This is a genomic window from Pseudomonas rosaeacicularis, from assembly GCF_057128745.1.
In genome coordinates this window covers 102,073-125,538 of the sequence record NZ_JBSKHT010000006.1, presented here as the reverse complement: position 1 = coordinate 125,538, position 23,466 = coordinate 102,073, and the positions used below count along the sequence as shown (strand labels likewise).

The 23,466-nt window shown below is 59.7% G+C and carries 16 protein-coding genes; 11 read left to right on the top strand and 5 right to left on the bottom strand.

Features of this window, described 5'->3' with window-relative positions; all coding sequences use genetic code 11:
* The first annotated feature begins 58 nt into the window (after nucleotides 1–58).
* Together recR and ACWKWM_RS09725 are read left to right on the top strand one after the other, a co-directional pair.
* Nucleotides 59–661, top strand: coding sequence for a recombination mediator RecR (gene recR, locus ACWKWM_RS09730; RefSeq protein ID WP_483845941.1), 603 nt, complete (start codon nucleotides 59–61; stop codon nucleotides 659–661).
* 120 nt (nucleotides 662–781) lie between these two features.
* Nucleotides 782–6,064 carry a dermonecrotic toxin domain-containing protein gene (locus ACWKWM_RS09725; RefSeq protein WP_483845940.1) on the top strand — a complete coding sequence of 1,761 codons (5,283 nt, stop codon included), beginning with the start codon at nucleotides 782–784 and terminating at the stop codon, nucleotides 6,062–6,064.
* Between the two features lie 56 nt (nucleotides 6,065–6,120).
* Here ACWKWM_RS09725 and ACWKWM_RS09720 read toward each other — a convergent pair whose 3' ends face one another.
* Both ACWKWM_RS09720 and ACWKWM_RS09715 read right to left on the bottom strand, forming a co-directional pair.
* Nucleotides 6,121–7,272, bottom strand: coding sequence for an acyl-CoA dehydrogenase family protein (locus ACWKWM_RS09720; RefSeq protein WP_483845939.1), 1,152 nt, complete (start codon nucleotides 7,270–7,272; stop codon nucleotides 6,121–6,123).
* Nucleotides 7,269–8,372, bottom strand: coding sequence for an enoyl-CoA hydratase/isomerase family protein (locus ACWKWM_RS09715; protein ID WP_483845938.1), 1,104 nt, complete (start codon nucleotides 8,370–8,372; stop codon nucleotides 7,269–7,271). The genes ACWKWM_RS09720 and ACWKWM_RS09715 overlap by 4 nt, the downstream gene beginning before the upstream one ends.
* A gap of 350 nt (nucleotides 8,373–8,722) precedes the next feature.
* On the opposite strand from ACWKWM_RS09715, the gene ACWKWM_RS09710 reads away from it, so the two are divergent.
* Nucleotides 8,723–9,940 carry an MFS transporter gene (locus tag ACWKWM_RS09710; protein WP_483845937.1) on the top strand — a complete coding sequence of 406 codons (1,218 nt, stop codon included), beginning with the start codon at nucleotides 8,723–8,725 and terminating at the stop codon, nucleotides 9,938–9,940.
* A gap of 184 nt (nucleotides 9,941–10,124) precedes the next feature.
* Here ACWKWM_RS09710 and egtB read toward each other — a convergent pair whose 3' ends face one another.
* The gene (gene egtB, locus ACWKWM_RS09705; RefSeq protein ID WP_483845936.1) at nucleotides 10,125–12,272 is read right to left on the bottom strand and encodes an ergothioneine biosynthesis protein EgtB; all 2,148 of its coding nucleotides are present in this window, start codon (nucleotides 12,270–12,272) and stop codon (nucleotides 10,125–10,127) included.
* 62 nt (nucleotides 12,273–12,334) lie between these two features.
* Nucleotides 12,335–12,691, bottom strand: a complete 357-nt coding sequence (locus tag ACWKWM_RS09700) for a DUF427 domain-containing protein (RefSeq protein ID WP_483845935.1) — start codon at nucleotides 12,689–12,691, stop codon at nucleotides 12,335–12,337.
* Between the two features lie 282 nt (nucleotides 12,692–12,973).
* On the opposite strand from ACWKWM_RS09700, the gene ACWKWM_RS09695 reads away from it, so the two are divergent.
* Complete coding sequence (locus ACWKWM_RS09695) at nucleotides 12,974–14,650, top strand: MFS transporter (RefSeq protein WP_483845934.1); 1,677 nt, start codon at nucleotides 12,974–12,976, stop codon at nucleotides 14,648–14,650.
* Nucleotides 14,647–15,843, top strand: coding sequence for an HlyD family secretion protein (locus ACWKWM_RS09690; RefSeq protein ID WP_483845933.1), 1,197 nt, complete (start codon nucleotides 14,647–14,649; stop codon nucleotides 15,841–15,843). Before ACWKWM_RS09695 ends, ACWKWM_RS09690 begins: the two co-directional genes overlap by 4 nt.
* Nucleotides 15,844–15,966: 123 nt before the next feature.
* On the opposite strand, the gene ACWKWM_RS09685 is transcribed toward ACWKWM_RS09690, so the two are convergent.
* Nucleotides 15,967–16,692 (bottom strand): dienelactone hydrolase family protein, encoded by a 726-nt coding sequence (locus tag ACWKWM_RS09685; protein WP_483845932.1) that lies wholly within the window; start codon nucleotides 16,690–16,692, stop codon nucleotides 15,967–15,969.
* 210 nt (nucleotides 16,693–16,902) lie between these two features.
* Between ACWKWM_RS09685 and ACWKWM_RS09680 the strand changes: the two genes are divergently transcribed.
* The 6 genes from ACWKWM_RS09680 (at nucleotide 16,903) to ku (ending at nucleotide 23,440) form a co-directional block, all read left to right on the top strand.
* Nucleotides 16,903–17,823, top strand: a complete 921-nt coding sequence (locus tag ACWKWM_RS09680) for a LysR family transcriptional regulator (RefSeq protein WP_483845931.1) — start codon at nucleotides 16,903–16,905, stop codon at nucleotides 17,821–17,823.
* 241 nt (nucleotides 17,824–18,064) lie between these two features.
* Nucleotides 18,065–19,258 (top strand): CaiB/BaiF CoA transferase family protein, encoded by a 1,194-nt coding sequence (locus ACWKWM_RS09675; protein WP_483845930.1) that lies wholly within the window; start codon nucleotides 18,065–18,067, stop codon nucleotides 19,256–19,258.
* Nucleotides 19,255–20,193 carry a hydroxymethylglutaryl-CoA lyase gene (locus tag ACWKWM_RS09670; RefSeq protein WP_483845929.1) on the top strand — a complete coding sequence of 313 codons (939 nt, stop codon included), beginning with the start codon at nucleotides 19,255–19,257 and terminating at the stop codon, nucleotides 20,191–20,193. The genes ACWKWM_RS09675 and ACWKWM_RS09670 overlap by 4 nt, the downstream gene beginning before the upstream one ends.
* A 99-nt stretch (nucleotides 20,194–20,292) precedes the next feature.
* Nucleotides 20,293–21,630, top strand: a complete 1,338-nt coding sequence (locus tag ACWKWM_RS09665) for an MFS transporter (RefSeq protein ID WP_483845928.1) — start codon at nucleotides 20,293–20,295, stop codon at nucleotides 21,628–21,630.
* A gap of 345 nt (nucleotides 21,631–21,975) precedes the next feature.
* Nucleotides 21,976–22,434 carry an REP-associated tyrosine transposase gene (locus ACWKWM_RS09660; RefSeq protein ID WP_483845927.1) on the top strand — a complete coding sequence of 153 codons (459 nt, stop codon included), beginning with the start codon at nucleotides 21,976–21,978 and terminating at the stop codon, nucleotides 22,432–22,434.
* A gap of 91 nt (nucleotides 22,435–22,525) precedes the next feature.
* Nucleotides 22,526–23,440 (top strand): non-homologous end joining protein Ku, encoded by a 915-nt coding sequence (gene ku / locus ACWKWM_RS09655; RefSeq protein ID WP_483845926.1) that lies wholly within the window; start codon nucleotides 22,526–22,528, stop codon nucleotides 23,438–23,440.
* Nucleotides 23,441–23,466 lie beyond the last annotated feature (26 nt).

Sequence of the window (23,466 nt, the reverse complement as noted above, 5' to 3'; positions counted from 1 at the left end):
GCGGGTATAAACCGCGTCTCGTTTTCTTGTCGGAGCTTTCCGTGATGAGCTTGGCCCCATGAGCTTCAGCCCCCTGATCCGCCAGTTGATCGACGCACTGCGCACTTTGCCGGGCGTTGGTCAGAAGACCGCCCAGCGCATGGCCCTGCAAATGCTCGAGCGTGACCGCAGTGGCGGCATTCGGTTGGCGCAAGCGCTGAGTCAGGCGATGGAGGGTGTGGGGCATTGCCGCCAATGCCGCACGCTCACCGAGGATGATTTGTGTCCACAGTGCTCCGACCCGCGTCGGGATGATGCTCTGCTGTGTGTGGTCGAAGGCCCGATGGACGTGTACGCAGTTGAGCAGACCGGTTATCGAGGGCGCTATTTCGTACTCAAGGGGCATCTGTCGCCGTTGGACGGCCTTGGTCCAGAAGCAATCGGCATTCCCTTACTGATGGCGCGGATTGAAGAGCAAGGCACTTTCGCTGAAGTGATTCTTGCGACAAACCCCACGGTCGAAGGCGAAGCCACCGCGCATTACATCGCTCAGTTGCTGAGCAAAAAAGGCTTGATCGCCTCGCGCATTGCCCATGGCGTTCCGCTGGGGGGCGAGCTGGAACTGGTCGACGGCGGCACGCTCGCGCACTCGTTTGCAGGGCGCAAACCTATCTCGCTGTGAATCTGCGCAAAAAAGCCTTCGCCAGCAATATGTAACCCCATCCGCGTGACGTTTCGTATTCAGTCTTTTTGATCCGTGCCTGTCCATTCGTTCTGGGCACGGTTTGAAAAGGAACCGAGTATGAATGCCCCCCTCACACCGTATTTCGACAGTGATCTGCTGAAGGCTGCGTTCGCAGTCGATATAGACGTCGCTGCGTCCGCGCAACGTATCGGCGAAGATCAACGGATCTGGCTCCAAACGCTGGTCGAGGCAACAAGCGACTCCCAGCCTGCCGGTTTGCCGCGCGTCTATCGACTGATCCCCGGCTCGGGTTTTACCGGTAGCGAACTGCCCGCTGCGTTGCTGATCAGCCATCCAGATGCCGATAAGCCACAGGTTTATCTCTACACATTGCTGTACGGGATCGAGCCATTCGATAACCGTCAAACCCTTCTCCACTATCTGGAGGCGGGCGGTGATACCTCCCGCCTAGCGCTGTCCGAACTCGAAGCCGAGCGTCTGGACGCTCCCGTGTTCGAGTCGTGGATGTGCGCCATTGTCGATGTTCAGATCGACGCGGTGAACACGGTCTTTCAGCAGATCCAAACGCTGCCGACACTGCGCAGCGCCATGACGCAGTGGCTGCAAAATGCCGTCGCGCGCCCGTCACCCGACGTTCCGTTCGATATCGATTGGGTCTGTGTGCAGATTGCACAGCAGACCACCACTGCCGACGGTTCAACCACCACCGAGATCGTCGGCACCTGCAGCTTGCTCGATGCTGCGCTTGATACCTACGCCGGCAGTGCCTTAACGGCAGACCAAGCGTATGTCTTTCTGGATGGCAACGGCCAAACGCTCGATGCCACTTGGTCCAAACCCTATCGCGATGCACTAAATGGAGTGAAGGGCGCATTGCCAGGCTCTTTCGAACGTACGCTGCAGACCTGGTGGCGCGGCCCCACACTTGCTGTACGCAGAGACAAAGCCATACTGGCGCTCGCCGAATCGTTGCGCCAATCGCTGCTGGACAACAAAGCCAACGGCAATTTCACGGCTCGACAGTTCGCGGACCTTCGGCCGTTGTTGCCAGGCGGTGTGGCGAGTAACGACCACGGGGTCACACGAATCAGCAAGCTGGCTGCCCTGTTCCCCAAGCAAGAACCGCTCAAGCTGGTGAGCATGTTTACTGTCGAGTTCGTAGACCTGCACGATCAAAGCGTGTGGCTGTTTTCGGCTGAGACCGGGCTTCGAAGTTTCGAGGACCGCAGCGCGTTGCTGGCGTACGTCAACAGTGCAGCAGGTCGCGAGTTTTTATTCAGACATCTGTCTTTCAATGATCATGCCTTGGCCACTTGGAAAGGCTCGCTCGATCTGGCCTACGAGCCTTACACCGCCCAGCGGGGCGACCTGGCGTCCCATCTGGTCGACGGCATCATTGGTTATCAGCAACGCAACCTGAAATTTGCTCTGGCCCGCAGCTACCGTGATCGTGACGAAGCGCAGGTGATGATCGACGATGCGCTGGACATTCGGCGACTGCTCGATTCACGACTGCATGCGCGTAACGACAGTGGTCGTTGGCGCGTGAACCCGCGTTCATTCGTGCCTGAGTCGAAGGTGACTGTCGATGAGTCGTCCACCCTTGAGCCGAGCGTCGCCACCGTAGAGCAATCCGTCAGCGCGACGTCGACTTCGTTTCGTTCGGCTGGCGAGCACGAAGACACCTGGGTGTCGCAGTTGCAAGCGCTGGAAGCTGATTTGCTGCACGTGCGCATGAGTCGCCCCGGGATTGAAATGTGCGCTCGCAGGTTGCTGAACGCACAGCTGTGTGTGCTCGCGGACGGGCGAATCGACGCTCGAAATGTGCAGCTGCGCCTACCTGCTGACAAGGCTGGTGAGCCACCGGTCAGCATGAGCCTGGTGGACTGGCTGCTTGCGCGAGTCTCGGGCGCGCGGGTGATGGATCTTCCGGCTGGAACCCAGGTGTTGCTGCCCTCTGACGTCTCGGCATCGGGCTACTTCACCGCGCCGATGCAGCGTCTGACCCTCAATCGCTTGATCAAACGCGCTCACGCCCAATTGCCGGGGAGTTACCTCAAACAGGTCCGCGAATCTCACCTGAACGTCGTACGTGAAGGCGACAGCCAGACCGAGCTGGGCCAACTGGGCTGCGACATCCGCACGCGACAGCTGCGCCTGCAACTGGCAGTGGAGAAGTACCGCAAAAAACTCGATCCCGATGTGCTCGACATGCTGCAACAGCTGCTGGATCGGCCTGCTCAACCGATGCGCTCGGCGTTGGGCAGTCAAAGAGTTCAGGTGTCGAGCGTGAGTATCGAACATGATCCCAGGCAGAAGGCCGTGCCACTGAGCAATGCGTTTGTGTTCCATCGACCTGCGGACGCTGATGGGCCATTGGTGCTCTGGTCGGCGATCAAAGGGCTGTGGATTTTCAGCTCGTTGGCTCAGATGACCGGTTACCTCAACCGTTGGTTGCGCAAGCAGGACCAACGAATGCGCTGGCAGACCCTGCTGTCGGTGCAGGATGCGCGGCTGATTGACGTGTGGCTACAGCAGCCAGCCTCCCTGGGTATCAGTCTGCAGACTCCAGTCATCGAGGGGTCTTTCATCCAGCACCTGCAGCGCGGCGAGGAGCATCGGCAGTATCAGTGCGTTGAGGAGGCTTTTTTTTTCGCCACGCGTCGAAAACTCGACAGCAAGGCGTTTGTAGCGTTTTCCCGGGATGCCGAGATTCAGGACGTTACCACTGCAACGCTGGACGCCTTCACCCTGAGCCTGGAGTCGCTGCTGCTCGGTGCCACGCTGCCCGATTGGCTGAGCAACGCATCCAATTTCGATCTGGCGATCTATTGCGAACTCCTGAAGCTGTATTTCAAGGTCGAAAATCAGGGCCGGGATTTTTTGTTCGGCATTCCCAAACTCAAGGATTTTGCCAAAGACATGCTGGTCAGCCAGCTTGCGGCTGACTTCCCCGGACAGCGGATTGAGCCGGACGACATTCTGGTCAAGCATTTTCGATACGTGACGCCAGGCGTCATGGGCACCAACAGCCCGCTCGGCGTCCCGGCAGCCACAGAGGCCTACGAAGAAACACTGACTGACTTTGTGCTCAACCACTTGGGCGCCGACAAGGGGTTTTCTCTCGCCGTCTCAACGACTGACTCCCGAAACGCCATCAGCGTGCTGACGCCGCCGTATCTCAGCGCACTGGCGCGCAAGCTGGATGTGGGTGGTAATTTCCAGAAGGTGCTGGAGGAAAAACTGAGCATTGACTCACCCGATTACGCTGACCGTTTCAATCGCTTCTGCTGGCAGTTCCCCGCGCAGATGCTTGAAATGGCGTTCGAGCAGAAACTCGAGGGCGTCATCAGCGAAAGGGCCTGGTGGTATATCCAGCGCGTCATCGAAATGCCAGATGCCTTGGCGCGCCAGCCGGTCGATGGCGTGTCGGTTGCGCTTCGGCCATTCGCACTGATCGCCGCACCGGGCATGGAAGCCGATGTGGCGATCGGGATGTACCTGTTCGGCGCGGACGCTCCCGAGCAAGGGCCGCTGGTATTGCATGCCATCTTTCACGATGACTTCTGCTTCAAGGAATACGCCGGCGAGGCGGCGTTGATGGCGGATCTGCACAAGGACACCCGCCTGCAGACCTTGGTGTTACATCGCATGAGCCCGCAAGCCAGAGCCCGCTACGACTTTGGCGGCTTCGACGGAGCTCATCTGCCAACCGGCATCGTCCCGCCTCTGGAATTGCCGGCGACCGTTCCTTTGCCCCCTACGCTTGGCCGCGCTTCAGTCATGGGTAACGCCAAGCTGTTTTTCTTCGAGGACACGCTGCGTGCGATGAAGAACCTGGCGAAGAATCAAACCGTGACCACCGCACAATCCGATTGGGCTTCGTTTACCTACCTGCTGACCCTGACTGGCGAGCAAGTGCTGACCTTCCTTCCCGGCAAGCTCGGCATGCTGGTGTCTGCGTGGCAGAGTCAGTCGTGGTTCAAGTCGTCCTTTTCGTCGGCCACGACAGATCGCTGGGGCAAGGCGGTTTCGGAATTCGGTGCGGGGTTGGCGATGTTGCTTTCCCAGCGCACCGCTCGCGAAGAGGAACTTGAGGTGCTGGCGCTGGAGGAAATCAAAGACGATGCGCTGGAAGAGGCGTCCGACTCGGACGCCACGCAGGCGCTGGATTTTTCATGGGGCAACGGCGAGCTGTCAGCCGACCTGAAAACACGCTTGCGCGCCTTCGAGGTCAACGATATCGAGCTGCGGGCGCTGAAGAAGGACCCGTTGCTCAATCTTTATCTGGGCAAGACCGGCAACAAGCGTTACGCAACGGTTGGCGGCAAGGTGTTTCAGGTTCGGCAGGTCGAGGGCACTTGGCGAATTGTCGGCGACCACACCCGCGCCAGCGGCCCACCCGTGCGCCTGAGCTCCCAACAACGTTGGGAACTGGACGTCAAGTGGGGGCTGTTTGGTGGGGGGCCGGCCAGCAGCCGGATCAAGACGTCGGTGGCTGACAAAAATGTCGCCGAGGTGTTTATCACCCAGGCGCAGGGCATGAAAGAAATTCGTACGCTCAATCTCGACCACGCACGACGCATCGGTGAGGCCCATCAACAGGCTAAACACTACCTGGAGAACGCGCTGGATAATCTGAATTTCCCCGACACCAATGCCGCTCTGGATACCCGCGCGCAGACCCTCATCAAGGATTTCTTCGGTGTCACCACCGTCGATTCAGCGCTGCGCCTTTCATTGCAAAACTCAGCCAAGACGCTGTTTGACCAAATCATCGAGGCTTCACTGGCACCTTGGTCATCACAACGTTTCGTGGTTGGCATCAATAAGCCTGGCCATGAGCAAACGTTGGGGTTCACGGTAAAGGCGGACCCCGTACAGCGCATCTTCCTGACGGAGCGATTCTTCACCGCGCCAGGGTATGTGCTGGCCAACACGGCGCACACCGGGGGGTTCGACGCCGGTGCCCATCATCGGGCAACTGTCCTGATCCACGAGGTTTCGCACCTTGCGCTCGATACTCATGACATTGCGTACGTAGAATCCACGGCACCGTTTATTGACCTGCTGCAAGACTCTACGTTGGCCGGGGCCCTGGTGAAGGCGGGGATCACTGACATCCAGGGCACGTACCTGTCTCACCGAACACCGAGGCACAGGCTGTTTCACCTGCTCAAGGATGGGATCTGGAGCGATTTGGTCGAGGAGGACGGCGAAGCCTTTCAGACTGTTCTGGACACCACCGGGACAATGGACCTGGAGGAGGCCCGCGATGTATTTCTGGCTGATGAGCAGGTCCGTTGGAAGCTCATCATGAAAAACGCCGACTCAGTCGCGCTGTTGATGACGTTGCTGGGACGTACGCAGTTCAGCTGATCGGAGCGCGAGGCGGGCTTGCAGATGCTTCCCGTGGCTGGCCCGCCTCGACAGGTTTAGAGGCTGTAGTGCCGCAGTTCGCGTGCGATCAACAGGCGCTGGATTTCGCTGGAGCCTTCGTAAATCTGTGTGATCCGCGCGTCCCGGTAATAACGCTCCACCGGGTAGTCCTCCAGGTAGCCGTACCCGCCATGGATTTGCACGGCTTTGGAGCACACCCATTCGGCCATTTCCGAGGCGAACAGTTTGGCCTGTGAAGCCTCGGACAGGCAGGGTTTGCCCGCCGTGCGCAAACGGGCGGCGTGCAGGATCAACAGGCGCGTGGCATTGATGCGCGTGTGCATGTCGGCCAGCATATTGGAGACGCTTTGGTGCTCGATGATGGGCTTGTCGAACTGCACACGCTCACGGGCGTAAAGCAGCGCGGCGTCGAAGGCCGCACGGGCGATACCCAGCGCTTGGGCGGCAATGCCAATGCGGCCGCCTTCCAGATTGGACAGGGCGATCGACAGCCCTTTGCCGCGCTCACCCAACAGGTTGGCGGCGGGCACGCGGCAATTGCTCAGGGTCACCGCGCAGGTGTCCGAGGCGCGAATGCCCATCTTGTGTTCCATACGGTCGACAGTGAAACCTGGGTTATCAGTGGGCACCAGAAACGCTGAGATGCCTTTTTTGCCCAAGTCCGGATCGGTCACCGCAAAGATGATGGCTAATTGCGCGCGCTTGCCGTTGCTGACGAATTGCTTGGCGCCGTTGATCACCCAGTGGCCGTCTTGCAGTTCGGCTCGGGTACGCAGGTTATGCGCCTCGGAACCAGCCTGCGGCTCGGTCAGGCAAAAACAGCCGATGGCTTTGCCGCTGGCAAGTTTTGCCAGCCATGTGTTTTTCTGCTCATCGCTGCCGTAATTGAGCACCGGGCCGCAACCGACTGAGCTGTGTACGCTCATCAGCGTACCGGTTGCAGCATCGCCGGCAGAAATCTCCTCGACCGCCAGGGCATAGGCGACGTAATCGATATAAGTGCCGCCCCATTCTTCGGGGACGATCATGCCCAGCAATCCCAGATCGGCCATCTTGCCGACCACCGCGTCGTCGATCCAGCCAGCCTTTTCCCAAGTTTGCGCGTAGGGGGCGATTTCGTTTTTGGCGAAGTCACGCGCCATGTCACGAATCATGACTTGTTCTTCGGTCAATTCCAGATCGTTCATGTCAGGGCCTCTTGTCCGCTGAAGAAGCTGGCCACGTGCTGAGCGTCGAGCGCTTTTACGTGGCCTGGGTTCCAGTGCGGTTTCTTGTCTTTGTCGATAATCAGTGCGCGAATGCCTTCGATCAGGTCCCCGCGCTCAAACCATTGCTGGTCCAGATGCAGTTCCAGCGCAAAGCACGCTTGCAATGGCAGGCGCCGCCCACGGCGTAGCATTTCCAGGGTGACCGCCATCGCGAGGGGCGAGCGGGTCTCCATGAGGTCGGCGGTGCAGAGCGCCCAATGATGGGTGTCGAACAGCGTGACGGCACGCAATTGTTCGATGATGCTGGGGATATCCGGTAGTGCAAAGAAGTGGTCAATCGTCGGCCGCAGTGCCGCAAGGCTTGGGTCTGGCAACTGCTGACTGCCAATGTTCGCCAGCACCCCTTGCAGGTCCTTGAGCGGGTTGGCTTGCCAGATGAGCGCATCCAGCTGTTTGTCCAGGCGGGCCAGGTCCCGACTGTGCAGGTACCAGTCGGCCAGACCGCAGTACAGCGCGTCGGCTGCCTGAATCTGCACTCCGGTCACGCCCAGATACACCCCCAATTCACCGGGCAGGCGCGACAGGAAATAGCTGCCGCCGACATCTGGAAAATAGCCGATGGCAACTTCCGGCATTCCCAGGCGAGTGCGTTCAGTGACGACACGCAAGTCGACCGCCTGCGCCAGGCCCATGCCGCCGCCCAGTACCAGGCCGTCCATCAAGGCCAGCACCGGTTTGCGGTAGTGATGCAGGGCCAGATCAAGGGCGTACTCCTCGTGGAAGAAGTCCTGATGCAGGGTGCCGTGGTGGTTGAAACTGTCGTAAAGCGCGCGGATATCGCCGCCCGCGCAGAAGGCTTTTTCCCCCGTGCCGCGCAGGACGACGGCATACACATCGTCGTCAAGGGCCCAGGCATCGAGTTGCGCGTGCAGGCAACGGACCATGTCCAGGTCGATGACATTCAAGGCGTGCGGGCGGTTGAGGGTGAGATGGCCAATATGATTGCGCACTTGAGCCAGAACGTAACCGGTGGTGGATTGCGCAGTGGCAGGCTGGGCCGATACTACCTGTGCCGTCATCACGGACTCCCTGTTGTTGTTATATTTTTGTTCTGATCGAAAATCGGATAAGGCACTTTTTGCCGAGAAAAGTCTTGGTTGTTGGCACCAGGGTTGCCAAAAAGAGGGTAGTGCATCCGCAGACTTGTGCCGGATGCTAACAGCGCAATTTTGCAAATGACAACCCAGAATCTTGCAACGGCGCTGTGCATAAATGCCTCAGGCCCGGCACGCGGAGGTTCTTTGGTTGAGCCCAGCCGGAGTAGATCACGCACTGCGGACCTTTTGATCCTATCTGTTCGGAACAGCGCCATCTTTATTCACCGGGTTGGCAGGCCCTAACCTGAATTCATTCATTCAGGAGGACTGTCATGTCCACTTCATCACGTGTTGCGCTGGACGCGAACGCGCCAGCATCATCCCTGCGGTCATGGTTGTCGGTGGGCTCGGTGGCCCTTGGCGCGTTTGCCTTTGTCACCACCGAATACATGCCCGTGGGCATCCTGCCGCAAATCGCCAGCGATCTGAACGTGTCCCAAGGCACCGCTGGATTAATGGTGACGGTACCCGGCATTGTTGCAGCTATTTCGGCGCCGGCCCTTTTGTTTGGTGCCGGACGGATCAATCGGCGACTGATTCTGTTACTGCTGTCGGTGCTGCTGCTGGCCTCGAACCTGATTTCGGCCTTTGCCACTGACTTCTTGGTCATGCTCGGCGGACGCGCCTTATTGGGCGCGGCACTGGGCGGCTTCTGGACCGTGGCATTGGGCGCTTCCGGGCGACTGGTCAACGCTGAGAATGCGGCCAAAGCGATGGCTGTCATCTTCGGCGGCATCACCTTCGCGACGGTGTTGGGCGTGCCGTTCGGGACGTTTATCAGCCATCTGTTCACCTGGCGCGCAGCGTTCATTGCCACCTCGGTATTGGTCGCTGTGGCGCTGATCGCTCAAGCGCTGTTGCTGCCGTCGTTGCCTTCACAAGGGGAGGTCAGCATTCGCGGTTTGCTTGCCCTGATGCGCCGTGCCAACCCGCGTCGTGGCGCAGTGCTGGTGTTGCTGGTAATCGGCGCGCACTTTGCCTCCTACACCTATATCGCGCCGCTGCTGGAGCAGAGCGCATTGTTCACACCGTCCTTGATCACGACGATTCTGTTAGGGTTCGGGATTGTCGGGATGATCAGCAACTTCGCGATTTCCACCCCCGCGAGCAAGAATCTCTCGGCGTCCTTGTTCTGGATGGTGGCGCTGTTGATGCTGGCGCTCGCGGCGTTGCCACTGATGCAAGGCGTGTCGTCCGGGCTGATTATTGCCGTGCTGGCGTGGGGCATTGCATACGGCGCTGTGCCGTTGTGCTTGAGTCTGTGGATGAGCCAGTCGACGCCGGATCTGCCGGAAGCGGGCTCGGCCATGCTGGTCAGCTCGTTTCAGATCGCGATAGCACTGGGTTCATTGGGCGGCGGGGTGGTCGTCGATCATCTCGGCGTGTCAGCGACGATGTGGGTCGGCGCGGTGTTGGCGGCGGTCAGCTTAATTGTGATTGCAAGCTTTGGTCTGGGGAGCCGGAATTTGCGATCGGTCGAAGCGGCTTAACCGCAAGGCCCCCGATGACTCCGTCCCTGTAGGCGCTGCCGAAGGCTGCGATGCGATCTGCCTGGTACACCGCATCGCAGCCTTCGGCAGCTCCTACAGGGAAAAGGCGCCAAGGCGGGTCTGTAGGCGCTGACGAGCCGCCGAAGGCTGCGATCTCAACGAACCTGACACACCGACCCTTTACTCACGCCTGCAAACTGAACAACGCCACTTCCGGGGCTTCACTGATCCAGTGCCCACTCACAGTCCAGCCTGCACGAGCGGCAAGGGCGGTGAAAGATTCCACGGTGAATTTGTGCGAGTTTTCGGTGTGCAGCCGTTCCCCAGCCGCGAAGTGGAAGCTGTGCCCCGCGACTTTCACCACTTGCTCGACCTGACTGACCAAATGCATTTCCATGCACGCCTGCTCGGCATTCCACACGGCCAGATGCTCGAACGCATCGACGTTGAAATTCCCCATCAGCTCGCGATTGATGCGCGTCAGCAGGTTTTTATTGAAACGCGCGGTCACGCCTTCTGCATCGTCATAAGCCGCGACCAGGGTGGCGGCGTCCTTGACCAGATCCACGCCGACGATGAAATGCGCATTCGCACCCAGCACTTCATGGGCCCCGTTAAGGAAATCAACCGCCTGGTCGTGGGTGAAATTGCCAATCGTCGATCCGGGGAAAAAGCCCACTCGGGCATGGCCGTTGGCTTCCTTGGGCAAGGTCAGCACCCGGGTAAAATCGCCGACCTGAGGCGCGACGATCAGCTCGGGGTAACGCTGACGCAACGACTGCGCCGCTTTATTGAGCGCCGTGGCGCTGATGTCGATCGGCACGTACACCGCGATATGCGGCGCCGCATCAAGCACCAGGCGGGTCTTTTCGCTGGCGCCACTGCCGAACTCAACCAGTGCGGCACCCTGTGGGATCGACGCGGCAATCTGCGCTGCAGTGTTTTTCAACAGCCCGGTTTCCGCGCGAGTGGGGTAGTACTCAGCGGTTTCACAGATGGCTTCGAAAAGGTCTGAACCGTTCGCATCGTAGAAATATTTGGGCGGCAGATTCTTGCTGGATGCTGACAAACCGGCGACAACGTCACGGGCAAACTCGCTGTCATTGGGGTTGACCACCCCAGGCTGGCGACTGTCGCGGGCCAGCCGCAGCCCCGAAACCATCCAGCGTTTGTCAGCGTGAAAGAAGTTGCGGTAGGTCACTCGACAGTGATCAGGCGACGTCACGCTGGCGCCGCCACGCAGCACCATCTGGTTTACCATGAATTTGCCGTTGTACTCACCGACCGCACCCATCGACGGCTTGAAGCCGGGATAAGCGCTGTAAGCGCTTTGCGTCCATTGCCAGGCCACATCGTCGACCTGCTCCAGCAAGCCTGCGCGTGCCGCTGCCTCCCATTCGGCTTCAGTCGGCAAGCGCGCGTCAGCCCAGTTGGCAAAGGCGCAAGCTTCGTAATAGCTGATGTGCGTCACCGGCGCTGCGGGGTCGATGTCTTCCAGCCCGCGCAGGCTCATGCGCTGCCAACCGTTATCGTCGTGCTGCCAGTACAACGGAGAATTCCAGCCGTTTTCCTGGATCAGCGTCCAGCCTTCGGACAGCCACAACGCTGCGGTGTGGTAGCCGCCGTCAGCGATAAAACTCATCCATTCGCCATTGGTGACCAGCCGATCACTGATTTCAAACGGCTGTAGATAGGTCGTGTGGCGCGGGCCTTCGTTGTCGAACGCGAATTTGGCGCTGCCATGACCCATTTGCGTCAGGCCGCCGGCCAAGGGCTTGAATTGACCACGCCGACCCGGTGCGTCGGCTGGCCATTGCACGTCGTAAGCGGGCTTGAGCGACGACAGGCTGAGCAGATGGAGAATATCCATCAACAGCAACTCCTGATGTTGCTCTTCATGGGCCAGGCCCAGTTCGATCAGGCTTGCGAGTTCGCTGGACACCCCGGCCATCAGCAGGTTCGCCATGTGCTGATCGACATGCTTTCGATAAGCCAGGACCTGGTCCACCGCAGGGCGCGTCATCAACCCGCGCTGCGGGCGAGGGTGACGAGGACCGACGGCCTCGTAATAGGAGTTGAACAGGTAATTGAACGCCGGATCAAACGGCGTGTAATCCCCAAGATTGGGGATCAACAGAAAAGTTTCGAAGAACCAGGTAGTGTGCGCGATGTGCCATTTGGCCGGGCTCGCATCAGGCATCGACTGGACGACCATGTCCTCGGGACTGAGCGGCGCGACGAGACGCTCAGTGCGACTTCGAACGCTTTGATAGCGTGTGCAGAGGTCGTGGCTGGCGGGTGCATCGCGTAGCTCGCGTGAATGGCGCGTCATCGGTCGTTCTCCGGTCCTGCTTTGTGTTTGATCCTCAGTCGGCACTTTCGTCAAACCCGTCCTCAATCAACGGAGATCGACACCTTGTCGGTGTAAAAGGCCACGTGGCCTTCGATATCCTTCACAGCCGGGTAGGCTTGTTCGTAAGTCCAGACTGCGTTTTCGGCGGTTTCGCTGCCAGCTTTGAGGCTGAAATAGCTGGCATCGCCTTTGTATGGGCAATGGCTTTGATGCGCGGTCTTTTCGTAATGTTCAATCGAAATATCCGAACGGGGAATGTATATAACCGCCGGGTATTTAGCCTCCTTCAGTTCCTGCGCCTTACTGCTCCTGGCCACCAGTACGCCCTTGAAATGCACGCTGACTGTGCCCGCAAGCGGGGCGATGGTGATGGGATGATCAGGACCTGGGATTTTCATGAGCATGAATCCTCGTGGCGGTGGGGGCGAATCGACAAGTAAAGACCATTTGCTTCGAGTTGCTGACCGCGCCGACGGAATGTTCGGTGAGCTTTTAAGTGGGATGTGGGTGGTCATATTACTTATTGGTTCGGGAATGTCCTACGATTTACTAACCCGTGTCTTACCCGACGATGACCAGTTTCCCGCGAGGCCCGGAGCCGAATCGTCAACAGATATCCCGGCATGTGAGTATTATCGTCCCGCCCACGGTCTCAGGAACGAATTCATCAGGTCTGCTCAATGAACGATAAGTACAAGCCCCATGACTGGGCGCCCCATGAGCGACCGACCATGCCGGGGTCTCCTTCGACTCCACTGCACTCCACACCCAAGCGTTTTGCCTTTGCGCTGGTGGGGATCATCGTTGCGCTGACCGGCGGCCTGGGCAACGCGCTGGTGGTTGCCAACCTGCCTTATCTGCAAGGTCCGCTTGGCGCGACGCAGGCGGAGATCGCCTGGCTGCCGGCTGCGTATGTCATGACCAATGTTTCGATGAACCTGTTGCTGGTGAAGTTTCGTCAGCAGTTCGGTTTGCGGGCGTTCACCGAAGTGTTCCTGGTGCTATACGCCCTGGTGACGTTCGCGCATCTGTTCGTCAATGACCTTAACTCCGCCATCGCGGTGCGCGCCGCCCACGGCATGGTCGGTGCAGCGCTGAGTTCGCTTGGCCTGTATTACATGATTCAGGCCTTCCCGCAGAAGTGGCGGATGAAGGCGCTGGTCTTGGGGTTGGGGACTGCTCAACTGGCGATACCGCTCGCAAGACTGGTCTCCGAAGACTTGCTGCAAATCGCCGAGTGGCGTGGCTTGTACCTGTTTGAACTGGGCATGTGCCTGTTGTCCTTGGGTTGCGTTTTGACCCTCAAACTCCCACCCGGCGATCGATTCAAAGCCTTCGAACCCCTGGATTTTCTGACCTTCGCCTTGTTGGCGACCGGGTTTGCGCTGTTGTGTGCGGCGCTATCGCTGGGGCGGATCGAATGGTGGTTTGAAGAGCCCTGGATCGGCATGGCGCTGGCCGGCTCTATCGTGTTGATCCTCGCGGGCCTGGCCATTGAGCACAATCGTCAGCGCCCGCTGTTGATCACGCGCTGGCTGGGCAGTGGTCGGATACTGCGGCTGGCGTTGGGTGTGATCCTCTCGCGGGTGGTGCTGTCGGAACAAGCCACTGGCGCAGTCGGTTTTTTGCAAAACCTCAACATGGGCAGCGAGCAGTTGCACACGCTGTACTTGTTCATGTTGCTGGGCAGTCTGGCCGGCCTGCTGGTCAGCGCGCTGACCATCAACCCGCAGCATCTGTTGTTGCCGCTGATCATTGCGCTGGCGTTCATGGCCACCGGGTCGCTGATGGACAGCTTTTCCACCAGCCTGACGCGGCAATCAAATATGTACCTGAGCCAGTTTCTGCTGGCCTTCGGCGGCACGTTTTTTCTCGGGCCGACGCTGATCCTGGGCATCAGCGGTGTGATCAGCAACCCGCGCAACATGGTCAGTTTTTCAGTGCTGTTCGGGATTACTCAGAACGTCGGCGGCCTGATCGGCTCATCCTTGCTGGGGACATTTCAGGTGGTCCGCGAGAAGTTTCATTCCGGCCACGTCAATGAGCATCTGTCGATGATCAATCCGCTGATGCAGTCGCGCTTACAGAGTGCCAGCGGCAGTTACGCTTCGGCGCTGACTGACCCGTCGGCTCAGACCAACCAGGGCATACGCTCGTTGGCGGCCATCGCCACCCGTGAGGCCAATGTGCTGGCCTACAACGACGTGTTCATGCTGATTGCGGTGATCGCCATTTTGACGATGATCTGGATCAGCACCCGCGCAGTCTGGCTGTGGATGACTACCGAACCTGTGGCACCGTTTACCCCAAGTGCACCGACACCTTCTGCTCAAACCATTGGCGCTAACCCTTCATGACCGAACCGACAACGCCGCCGTCCGGCAACGCTGAACCGTCCACCCAGCAGGCATCCCAGGGCCCGGCTCCTGCTCCTGCAGCGATGCCCGCCACCAACAAGCCACGCTCGGCCCGGGTGCGTCTGGTGTCATCGATCCTGTTCGGCGGCATTGCGCTGGCCGGGGTGCTGATCGTCTTGTACGCCTGGCAACTGCCGCCGTTCAGCAGCCCCATCGAAAGCACCGAAAACGCGTTGGTACGCGGGCAAACGACGTTCATCGGGCCGCAGCTGGCCGGCTATGTGTTTGAGGTGCCGGTGCAGGATTTCCAATGGGTCAAGCAGGGTGATCTGCTGGTACGTATCGACGATCGCATTTACAAGCAGCATCTGGATCAGGGATTGGCGCAATTGGGCGTTCAGCAGGCGGCTCTGGCCAATAATCTGCAGCAACGACGCAGCGCTGAAGCGACCATCCTGCAGCGCCAGGCGGCGGTGGAAAGCGCCATCGCCCAAGGCCTGAAAGCGGCCGCCGACTTGAAACGCAACAGCGCCTTGGTCGGCGACGGCTCGGTCTCCAAAAGCGAGCTGGACGTGACCCGCGCCGCCGATGCTCAGGCCAAAGCGGCGGTCGCCGAGGCCAAAGCGACGCTGGAAATTTCCCGTCAGGACCTGCAAACGGTCATCGTCAATCGCGGGTCGCTGGAGGCATCGGTGGAGAATGCTAAGGCGACCATCGAGCTGGCGCGCATCGATTTGAGCAATACGCGCATCATCGCGCCCCGTGACGGTCAGTTGGGGCAGATTGGTGTGCGATTGGGGGCTTATGTAAACATCGGCGCGCAACTGATGGCGCTGGTGCCGCGTCCGCGCTGGATCATCGCCAACATGAAAGAGACGCAAATGGCCAACGTGCGTCTCGGCCAACCGGTCACCTTTACCGTGGATGCGCTGGAACATCGCAAGATGTCCGGTCGGGTGCAGCGCATTTCACCAGCGGCGGGCTCTGAATTCAGCCTCTTGCCGGCGGACAACGCCACCGGCAACTTCGTGAAAATCGCCCAGCGCATCCCCGTGCGGATCACAGTCGATGGCGATCAAGCCGATGTTGATCGCCTGCGTCCGGGGATGTCGGTGGTGGTCAGCATCGATACCAGTCAGGAAGGCGACGTGCCACCGGACCCGGTGGATGGGGCGATTGATCCGGTGCGGTAATGTTGCGGCAGACATCGTTTCTGTAGGAGCGAATTTATTCGAGAGAGGCCTTAAACCGGTGCCAGCCTTGACGGCCGCTCGCGAATGAATTCGCTCCTACAGACGTGCGTCAGCGATGGTGCATTAGCTCTTCCACAACGTTTTGCCCAGGAACGTCAGGGTCCGGTCCCACGACAGTTGTGCCCACACCGGGTCATATTGGGTGTCCGGGATACGCCCGAAGCCGACTGCCGTTTCATTGGCAAAGGCGTGGTGGGCGAGGTAGCGATGAAACTCTGCATCGACGCCGCCTTCGCTTAATTTGGCCTCTAGCGCATCGACCGTTGCGGCCGGGAAGAACATATCCTGCGTGGCCCAATGCGCCAACACCGGCACCTTGATGGCTGTGGCGTCCAGATATTCCAGCGGCGGGCAGCCGTACCAGACCACGCCTGCGGATATCTCCGGGATGGCATTGAGCGCCAGCAGGGTCAGCGCACCGCCCATGCAGAAGCCGGCTACCGCCACGTTTGGCGTGTGGCCCTTGAGGTATTGCACCGCGCCTTTGATGTCTTGGGTGGCGGCATCGCTGAAGTCCAGACCGTCCATCAAATGGTGCGCTTCTTCTTCCTCAACCGTGGATTTGCCGCGAAACAGGTCCGGCACCAGCGCCAGGTAACCCGAGGCTGCCAGTCGGTCGGCGACTCCACGGATCTGATCATTCAGGCCCCACCATTCCTGAATGACCACCACGGCCGGTGCGCCTTCGGTTTTCTCCGGGCTTGCGAGGTAGCCGCTGACTTCTTTGCCGTCGGGGCGGCGATAGGTAATCGTTTTTCCAGCACTGGGCAGCGTCGAGAGGTGAGTCATGATGATCTCCTGTTGAGTCGTGATCTGCGGGATGAGGCGTGCCTGAGCATACAACGAGTTTTTGTAGCAGAGGTTCATCTCGACGAACCGGAATTGAAATTCGGGGGTTACCGTCTTTCAGGACAGCGAGGCTAATCGTCGCGGCATAAGTCTGCGCGGACAAGGCAATAGGCACTATCCTCTCGTCCACTTCGCCGCCGAGAGTTCGCCATGCTGCACAAAAGCCTCATTCGTCGCCTCGACCTCATCACCCTGCAGCTATTTGTCGCCGTCCACGAAGAAGGCACGCTGACCCGCGCCGCTGCTCGTGAGGCGATTGCGGTGTCGGCGGCCAGCAAACGGCTCATGGAGCTGGAAGAAGCATTGGGCATTGGGCTGTTCGTGCGCAACGCTAAGGGCATGACCCTGACTGCCGCCGGCGAAACCCTGCTGCACCACGCCCGGCGCATGCTCTTTGATGTCGAGAAAATGGGTCTGGAACTGGGCGAACACATCCAGGGCCTGCGCGGCTACGTGCGGATGCTGGCCAATCTGTCGGCGATCATTCAGTTTCTGCCTGAGGATTTGCATGCGTTCGTCGCCAGCCATGCGCAGGTCAAGGTCGACCTCGAAGAACGCCCCAGCGGCGGTGTGGTGCAGGGAATAATCGATGGCGTGGCTGACATCGGCATCTGTTCCGAAGACACCAACGTGCAAGAACTCATCAGCGTGCCCTATCGTCGCGACAAACTGGTCGTTGTAATGCGTGCCGATCACCCGCTGGCCGGGCTCGGGCAGGTCGGTTTTGCCGAGACGCTGGATTTCGATCAGGTCGGGCTGCACGCCGCAAGCTCCATCAATATGCGCATTCACGCAGCGGCACGAGCGGCGGGGCGCATGTTGCGTTTGCGGATTCATGTGCCGGGGTTTGATGCCGTGTGCCGCATGGTTCAGGCCGACATGGGCATCGGTGTGCTGCCGCAGCAGGCGTATGAGTTGTTTGGGCGAGCGCTGGGCCTGACTGCCGTACCGCTCAACGATGACTGGTCCGAGCGCACCTTGATTCTGGTGACCCGCGAGCATGAGTCGCTGGCGCCGGTGAGCCGGTTGCTGTTCGAGCATTTGCGGATGGCGGATGCAGCCTCCCTGTAGTCAACATGGACCCCTGTAGGAGCTGACGACCCCAAGGGAGGCTGCGAAGCGGGCTGTCAGTTGAAATACTTGTCGCAGACACACCGCGATCGCAGCCTCGCGCTGCTCGTCAGCTCCTACAAAGATTTTCGCTTCATCCCTTCGCGTTTCGCGAACGCCCATTGCCAACTGACGGTTGGATTGTCCGACAGCTTGTCCCTTAGTCTTGGCCCAAATTCCAAGAAAGACTGAGGTACGAACCATGACTGCCCCTCTCACCGGCATTCGCGTGATCGAAATCGGTACGCTGATTGCCGCCCCGTTCGCCGCCCGCCTGATGGCCGAGTTCGGCGCCGAAGTCATCAAGATCGAATCGATGGGTCAGGGTGATCCTCTTCGTAAATGGCGAAAACTCCACGAAGGCACCTCCCTCTGGTGGTACTTGCAGTCACGCAACAAAAAATCCCTCGCGCTGAATCTCAAATCCCCCGAAGGCATCGCCATCGTCAAGCAGTTGGCCGAGAGCACCGACGTGCTAATCGAAAACCTGCGGCCCGGTGCGCTGGAAAAACTCGGCCTTGGCTGGGATGTCCTGCATGCACTGAACCCGAAACTGACGCTGGTGCGGATTTCCGGCTACGGCCAGTCCGGGCCATATCGCGACCGGCCTGGCTTCGGTGCCATCGGCGAGGCCATGGGCGGTATTCGTTACACCACCGGCACGCCGGGTTCGCCGCCGGCCCGGGTTGGCGTTAGCCTCGGTGACTCGCTGGCCTCGATGCACGCGGTGATGGGCGCTCTGATGTCGCTGCTCCGTGTGAAAACCGGGCAGGGCGATGGGCAGATTGTCGACGTCTCCCTGGCTGAAAGCGTGTTCAACGTCATGGAAAGCCTGGTGCCGGAATACGACATGATGGGCCACGTACGCGAACGCAGCGGCGGCGCATTGCCGGGCATCGCGCCGTCCAACACCTACCCCACGGGCGACGGCGCTTATGTGGTCATCGCTGGCAACAGCGACCCGATTTTCAAGCGCCTGATGAACGTCATCGGCCGCAACGACCTGGGTGAAAACCCCGAGTTCGCCCACAACGATGGCCGCGCGGCCCAGAGCAACATGCTCGATGACGCCATCAGCCAATGGTCGTCCAGCCTGCCCATCGCTGACGTCTTGCAGGCGCTGGAACAGGCTGAAGTGCCCGCCGGACGCATCTACAACGTGGCCGACATCGTCGCCGATCCGCATTACCAGGCGCGGGACATGATTCTCGATGCCCAGTTGCCGGGCGGCGCCAGCGTCAAGATGCCGGGCATCGTGCCCAAATTGTCTGAGACGCCTGGCGGCGTGAACTGGCAAGGTCCAAGTCTGGGCCAGCACACCGACAGCGTGCTCGACAGCCTGGGCTTGAGCGCCGCCGACATCGAACGCCTGAAAACTGAAGGGGTGGTGCAATGATCACTGACTTTTCCGAGCGCCTGATCGTTCAGGAAGTGTCGCCGCGCGACGGACTGCAAATCGAGCCGAAGTGGGTCGAGACCGCCGACAAGATCGCGCTGATCGATCAGCTGTCGCTGGCAGGATTTTCCCGCATCGAAGCAGGATCGTTCGTTTCGCCCAAAGCGATTCCGGCCCTGCGCGATGGCGATGACGTGTTTCGCGGTATTCGTCGCCAGTCGGGCGTGACTTACGTCGCGCTGATCCCCAATCTCAAGGGTGCCCAACGCGCACTCGATGCCGGCGCCGATGAGCTGAACCTGGTGATGTCCGCCAGCCAGACTCATAACCTGGCGAACATGCGCATGCGCCGCGAACAGTCGCTGGCGGCGTTTGGCGATGTGGTGGCGCTGGCCCGGGGCACTTCGCTGAGTCTCAATGGCTCGATTGCCACCACCTTCGGTTGCCCGTTTGAAGGGAAGATCGACGAGGACCTGGTGCTGCAGATCGTCGATGCGTACCTGGAACTGGGCATGCAGGGCGTCACCCTGGCCGACACCACCGGCATGGCCAATCCGCGGCAGGTGTATCGCCTGGTGCAGCGGGTGCTGCAACGTCTGCCCGCGTCGGCATTGACCCTGCATTTTCACAACACACGTGGCCTGGGTCTGAGCAATGTGCTCGCTGCCTATGAAGCGGGCGCGCGACGTTTTGATGCGTCTTTGGGCGGGCTGGGTGGTTGTCCGTTTGCGCCGGGGGCCTCGGGCAATATCTGCACAGAAGATCTGGTGAATCTGTGCGAAGAAATGGGCATCGACACCGGCATCGACCTGCCGCATTTGCTGACGCTGTCCCGTCGTTTACCCGATTTGCTCGGACACGAAATGCCCGGTCAGGTGGCCAAGGCGGGACGCAACTGCGACCTGCATCCGGTGCCGGACAATTTGCCAGCCTGAACAGCACTGCTACACGCGCTAAACCCGGGCGCTTGAGCGTCCGGCCAGACAACAAAAACAAACGGGCACCCACCGGGAAGCCCGCCTGGAGAAACTGCAATGACGCTCTCTGCTCTGAATCCCGACCGCAGCCTCCCCGAGGTGATAAGCGCGGAAAAAGCCCTGATTCGCAAGGTGGCATGGCGCATCATGCCGCTGATCATGGTGTGTTATCTGTTCGCGTTTTTCGATCGCATCAACATCAGCTTCGCCAAGTTCCAGCTGCAAAGTGACCTGAGTCTGAGCGACACCGCTTACGGCTTGGGCGCCGGGTTGTTCGTGGTCGGTTATGTGCTGTTCGAGGTGCCGAGCAACATCATGCTGTACAAGGTCGGCGCCCGGCGCTGGATCGCCCGGATCATGATGTCCTGGGGCATCGCCACCGCGTTGATGATCTTCGTCACCAGTGAATGGCAGTTCTACACCCTGCGTTTCATCATCGGGGCGATGGAAGCCGGTTTCGCACCGGGCGTGTTGTATTACCTGACGCTGTGGTTTCCGCAGACTTATCGTGGGCGCATCACTTCGACGCTGTTTCTGGCCTCGGCATTTGCCGGGCTGATTGGCGCGCCGGTGTCCGGTCTGGTATTGGGCCATATGGACGGCGTGATGCAGATGCGCGGCTGGCACTGGCTGTTCCTGCTGGGCGGTATCCCGTGCATCGGGCTGGGGTTGGTGGTGCTGAAGGTGCTCAAGGATAAAGTCAGCGACGCCCACTGGCTGACCGCTGAAGAAAAAACCTACCTCTCCAGCCGTATCGCGCAGCACGAGCCGAACAAGCACGGCGGGTCACTGCTGACCGCGTTGAAAATGCCCGGCTTTCTGATGCTCGGCTTCATTTATTTCCTGATTCAGGTGGCGTCCTACGGCCTGAACTTCTGGGCGCCGCAACTGATCCGTAGTGCGGGCACGGAAAGCCCGGTGATCATCGGCTTGCTGACGGCAATCCCTTATATCTTCGGGGCGATCAGTATGGTCGTGGTGGGACGCTTGTCGGATGCCACGGGTGAGCGGCGCAAGTTCGTCTGTGGGCTGGTGGTGCTGGGGGCGATTGGTTTCTTCAGCGCCGGCATCTTTGCCCAGCACACGGTGTTCCTGATCGTCGCGCTGGCGATGCTTGGCGCCGGCATAGTGGCGTCGATTCCTGCCTTCTGGACCTTGCCACCCAAGTTGCTGGCGGGTGCCGGGGCGGGTGCGGCGGGCGGTATTGCGCTGATTAACACCCTCGGGCAGTTCGGCGGAATCGTCAGCCCGGTGATGGTCGGCAGCATCAAAGACCTTACCGGCAGCACCACGCCTGCGCTGTACGTAATAGGCGTGTCGAGCTTACTGGCCGCAGCGCTGCTGATGTGGGCCTTGCCTGCGAAATTGCGTACGTTGGATAAACATGAAGGTTGATTGATGGCGGGGGGGCTTCACTTCCGCAGCTGCCGCCCTCCAAACTGCATCGCAGCCTTCGGCAGCTCCTACATTAATTGCGCGGTCCTTGGTAGGAGCTGCCGAAGGCGCGCTGGATAAGCGTGCGGATTGATTGATGCTGAAGGTGGCTTCACTTCCGCAGCTGCCGCCCTCCAAACTGCATCGCAGCCTTCGGCAGCTCCTACATTAATTGCGCGGTCCTTGGTAGGAGCTGCCGAAGGCTGCGATGCGGTATTGCTGACACACTCGGAAAACGACTTCCGACGCCTAGCGCGCTTTCACCGCCTAGCCTGATCGAGATGTTTGAATAGATAGGGCAACGGAATGCCAAATCCCCCAGGTGGTCATCGCCTACGCCTAGGACGTTTCTCCGAATTCGGTCGTATTTACATGCTCACAGCGGTTGTTGAAAATCGAAAGCCAGCTTTCTCCGATTACCGGCTTGGACGCTTGGTCGTTGACCAATTCCGCTCTGCGCAGGACGCAGGAACGGTTCGCTCACTCGCGTGGGTTGTCATGCCTGACCATTTCCACTGGCTAATTGAGTTGCGCGATCTGCCGCTAAGTGACCTCATGTGCCGAGTGAAGGCACGAAGTAGCAATGCCTATAAGCGAAAAACCGGCTGCAGCCAGCCACTTTGGCAAAAGGGCTACCACGACCGCGCCCTGCGCCTGGACGAGGATCTGCAACAGGCCGCTCGCTATATAGTCGCCAATCCACCACGCGCAGGACTGGTGAAACGCCTCGGCGATTACCCACTCTGGGACGCGATCTGGTTGTGAATCCCATTTTCAGCCTCACCCGTCACCCCACCGAAACTTTTCCCCCCACGCCCCGGTCACTGCTTAACACATCCCCTCAAGGAATAAGGCAATGGCTCGGGCAATCTGGAAGGGCGCGATCAGTTTCGGGCTGGTGCATATTCCGGTGGCGTTGGTTTCCGCCACGTCACATCAGGGCGTCGACTTCGACTGGCTCGACAAGCGCAGCATGGACCCGGTGGGCTACAAGCGAATCAACAAGGTCACCGGTAAAGAAATCAACAAGGAAAACATCGTCAAGGGTGTGCAATACCAGAAGGGCCAGTACGTGGTCATCAGCGAAGAGGAAATCCGCTCTGCGCACCCCAAGTCTACCCAGACCATCGAAATTTTCGGCTTCGTCGATGCCGACCAGATCCCACTTCAAAACATCGATACGCCGTATTTTCTCGCGCCCGACAAACGCGGCGAGAAGGTCTATGCGTTGCTGCGTCAGACCCTCATCGATACCAAAAAAGTCGCGCTGGCCAATGTGGTCATCCGCACCAGCCAGCATCTGGCCGCGGTCATGCCGCTGGACGAGGCGATTGTGCTGGTGCTGCTGCGCTGGCCATCGGAGGTGCGCAGCCTCGATACGCTCGAACTGACCAAGGATGTGACCGAGGCCAAATTGAGCAAGGCCGAGCTGGACATGGCCAAGCGGCTGGTCGAGGACATGAGCGCCGATTGGCAGCCTGATGACTACCGCGACACCTTTCAGGATCAGATCATGGAGCTGGTGGAAACCAAGGCCCGTGAAGGCAAGATCGAAGACGTCGAGACCGACGCAGGCGAAACCGAACGCAAATCCGCCGATGTCATCGATCTCACCGAATTGCTCAAACGCAGCCTGGGCGGCAAGGGCACTTCTGCCAAAGCCCCAAGTAAATCCAAGCCTGCCAGCAAAAGCAAAACCGCCGCCGCAGACGAAGCAGTTCCGGCCAAACGGCGCGCCCCTGCCAGGAAAAAAACCACCAAGGCGTCTTGAGAGCCTTCACCCGGTTGAGCGCTATC